The organism is Vibrio sp. 10N.222.48.A3, from assembly GCF_041475345.1.
Taxonomy (GTDB): domain Bacteria; phylum Pseudomonadota; class Gammaproteobacteria; order Enterobacterales; family Vibrionaceae; genus Vibrio; species Vibrio tasmaniensis_A.
Genome location: NZ_JBFRVX010000665.1, coordinates 1 through 3,792, shown reverse-complemented (window position 1 = coordinate 3,792; position 3,792 = coordinate 1). Strand labels below are relative to the sequence as shown.

Annotated in this window: 4 protein-coding genes; 3 read left to right on the top strand and 1 reads right to left on the bottom strand. The window is 44.8% G+C overall.

Features of this window, described 5'->3' with window-relative positions:
* Positions 1-53 precede the first annotated feature (53 nt).
* Positions 54-650: a VOC family protein gene (locus AB4653_RS18045; RefSeq protein ID WP_009847307.1), complete on the top strand. Its 597-nt coding sequence runs from the start codon at positions 54-56 to the stop codon at positions 648-650.
* A gap of 312 nt (positions 651-962) precedes the next feature.
* On the opposite strand, the gene purU is transcribed toward AB4653_RS18045, so the two are convergent.
* Positions 963-1,796, bottom strand: coding sequence for a formyltetrahydrofolate deformylase (gene purU, locus AB4653_RS18040; RefSeq protein ID WP_012604522.1), 834 nt, complete (start codon positions 1,794-1,796; stop codon positions 963-965).
* Positions 1,797-2,096: 300 nt separating this feature from the next.
* Between purU and AB4653_RS18035 the strand changes: the two genes are divergently transcribed.
* Positions 2,097-2,297, top strand: coding sequence for a hypothetical protein (locus tag AB4653_RS18035; protein WP_009847305.1), 201 nt, complete (start codon positions 2,097-2,099; stop codon positions 2,295-2,297).
* A 150-nt stretch (positions 2,298-2,447) separates the two neighbouring features.
* Positions 2,448-3,792 (top strand): ATP-dependent DNA helicase (locus AB4653_RS18030; protein ID WP_372104901.1); only part of this gene is annotated, 1,345 nt, incomplete at its 3' end.

The window sequence follows — 3,792 nt, the reverse complement described above, 5'->3', positions numbered from 1 at the left end:
GTTGCTGGAAGTAAAACTGATACCATGCTGCCATTATTTGGAGAACATAGACAATGACGATGAGCCTGAAGCAAGCAGAACTAGAACCACAACAAATGATTGCACGCCTTGATACGTTTATGACGAAAATTGAGAACCTCGGAAATGTGCTGGGTTTGGATTTAAGCTTTGCTCAAGCGGATCATATTGCATTAAGAATCAATGAAACTGAGCTTGCGAAATCAGCACATCAAGCATGGTCTGAATACGGCTCTACGATTTCAGAAGCGATGATCAATGGTCGTCCCATTGTGGTGTTGGCTTTCGATAAACCATTGCAAAGCCTTGGTTGGAAGATTGAATGTTTAGAGCTTCCATACCCAGCTGAAGGCAAGATTTACCCGAGCCAAGATTGGGAGCATGTAGAGTTTGTGATTCCTTCTCACGCACAAACGGCCGATGAGTATCTAGCAGACCTTAAAGAGACTTACCCGCAGTTCGCTGCTAAGTTTGAAAATTTGGCAGATCAAGGCATTAAGATAAAACTCTCTAGCCCGAAAGGTGAGGGGGAACGTTTGAATAATCCAACGGTTGCATTCAAGCATCAAGGGATTTGCATTAAGCTGCATCCACACTCTTTGAAGAAGATTGTTGAGTCAGAACAGGCCTAATTTGATTGGATAGTTGCTGGGAATAGATTCCTGAACTCACCAAGGCTCGTCGGAATTACGGGGTGTTTGATGGTGTTTGCCAGGTCTATCTTTAGATGCTGACAGTCTGAGCGTTCGAGGGCGTATGTCAGAGTCTACGGTTAGAAGGTTCTTACCGAATTCGTCATTCCCGATAGCGACGAAGGAGCGTAGTCGGGAATCTCATAAAGCTAGTCAGATCATCAGATACAAAAAACGCGCAATGGATTAACCCTATTGCGCGTTTTTTATTGGGTTCTAACTGGAAGTCTTACCTGAAATCGAACCTCCGATCTACAGAATCACGGTCTTGTTGCCGTAAACAAACACGTGATCATTGATCACTTTGTTTAAAGCCTTACTCAACACGTTCTTCTCTACGTCACGACCCGCTTGTGCCATGTCTTTCGCGCTGAAATTGTGATCCACTGGGATAACATCTTGCTTGATGATTGGACCTTCATCGAGATCGTTTGTCACAAAGTGTGCCGTTGCACCAATGATCTTCACACCGCGCTCGTAAGCTTGCTGGTATGGCTTAGCACCAATGAATGCAGGCAAGAAACTGTGGTGAATGTTGATGATTTTGTGGTTGTACTTCTCAACAAACCCCGGCGTCAGCACTCGCATGTATTTAGCAAGCACTAGATAGTCCGCCTCATACTGGTCAATGACTTCCAACATCTTCTTCTCATGCTCTTCACGGTTTAATCCTTCGTGAGAAACATGGTGGTAAGGGATATCAAAACGCTCGGTTAGGCTTTGCAGTGTATCGTAGTTACCAACTACTGCCGCAATATCAACATCTAAACTGCCATCGAAGTTCTTCATCAGAATATCGCCAAGGCAGTGTGCTTCTTTAGTTACCAGAATCACAACACGCTTACGAGATGAATCAACCAGCTTACGTTTTGTGTTTTCTGGCAGGGCTTGGTCTAAATCGGCGAGTAAGGTTTCGTCATTGAAGTAGCCCTCTAGCTCTGTGCGCATAAAGAAGTGGCCACTTGTGTTATCAACGAACTCATTATTGTGAATAATATTGAGTTGGTGCTTATAACAAATGTTGGTGATCTTTGAGATGAGGCCTGGGGCGTCAGTACAATGTGTTAATAAAGTTTTTCTTTCCATTTGCATCTTACTTCCATGAATGTTGCACTTATTATATGAAATCGGGATTCTTCAAAATTTAATGCAGGCCGTCGAACGGTGAACTGAGCCGCAGTATCACCGTTATAATTAATCTATTATCAAGTTGGTTTCAACAAATTCTGCTGCTCATTTATCGCATCGATAAATTGTTTTATATAGAAATATCAGTTTTTCGATAGAAAAAAAGGCAGAAGCTTCATTTTTCAAGTTTTGACCGTAGTACGCATTTGAACTTCAACCGAGGCATTGACGCTTTGGCCAAAAATAGAGGTGATACTTATGGATAAAGAGTTACTAGCAAAAAAACTGTACTGCAAACGAGTGAATTCATTAGCGGGAAGTACAGAGTTAGATGGTAATGTTCTAGATGAAATGTGGGAAAGTAAAACCTCACCAACCGATGCAGTGAAAGCCATGCAGCCTTGCGATAATCATTTTGAAGGCGCCCCTTGGTTGTCGCGTTATCTCAGCCGAAAATAATAACGATTCTTTGATTTTTATTTCTTCAATTCTTACCTTCTAGGTAGCTTAACCCAAACCAAACACCTCCGGTGCGAAGTCATTCTTGATTCGCGCCGGCTCACTAAACCTGCCATAATTCGCCTTCTATTTTTCTAAACTTCGTACTCTATGATATCTAAAACGTTTTCTGCTGATGGTGCTTTGGGTAAAGCGATCCCTGGGTTCCAACCTCGACAAGCTCAGCTAGACATGGCTGAAGCGGTTTCACAGGCTATTGAACAACAGAGCCAATTGGTCGTTGAAGCGGGAACGGGAACAGGTAAGACGTTTGCTTATCTAGTGCCAGCACTGCTGAGTGGTAAGAAAACGATCATCAGTACGGGGTCTAAAAACCTTCAAGAACAGCTGTTTCACCGAGATTTACCATTGATGGTCGATGCGCTTGGTTTTTATGGTCAGGTTGCGTTACTCAAAGGCCGTTCAAACTATTTGTGCTTGGACAGGCTCAGTCGTCAAATGATCGAGAGCCATGGCACTCACACCGATCCAACGCTGTTAGCTCAGTTGGTGAAAGTGCGCAGCTGGTCGTCCGCGACTCAAACTGGCGATTTAGGTGACTGTGATGATATTGCTGAAGATAGCCCGGTCATTCCAACCATTACCTCGACTAACGACAACTGCTTAGGCAAAGAGTGCCCAAGCTACACCGATTGCTTTGTGCTGAAGGCGCGTAAAAAAGCGATGGATTCTGATGTTGTTGTAGTGAACCACCACTTGTTTCTCGCGGATTTAGCGATCAAAGAAACCGGGTTTGGTGAGCTGATACCTGAAGCCGATGTGTTTATCTTCGATGAAGCGCACCAACTTCCCGATATCGCTAGCCAATACTTCGGACAATCGGTTTCCAGCCGACAGATCCAAGAGCTAGCCAAGGACATTGAAATTGCTTACCGAACTGAAGCCAAAGACATGCGCCAACTGCAGAAAGTAGGGGATAGGCTCGTTCAATCGTCAGCCGATCTACGCATTGTGCTTGGCGATACGGGCTTTCGCGGTAACTGGCGTGAAGCATTGAAGTCAGAGTCGATTGCGAGAGAGTTAGTTCGCTTACAAGATGCGTTGCAATTGGCCGTTGATGTATTGAAATTAGCATTGGGTCGAAGCCAGTTGTTAGACACGGCTTTCGAGCGTGCAACCATGATTAAGTCGCGTATCGAACGTGTATGTGACGTGTCGATTACTGGTTATTCGTATTGGTATGACACCACGCCACGACACTTTGCTTTGCACATCACGCCACTCTCAGTCGCCGACAAATTCCATGAGAAGATTGAGCTAAAACCGGGTGCTTGGGTGTTTACCTCTGCAACTTTGGCGGTGTCGGACGATTTCGACCATTTCACCTCACGGCTTGGGCTAAAACCGTCAGCACAATTTTCACTACCGAGCCCGTTTGATTACCCAAATCAGGCGCGTTTGTGCGTGCCTCGCTATCTACCAGAACCGAATAGCC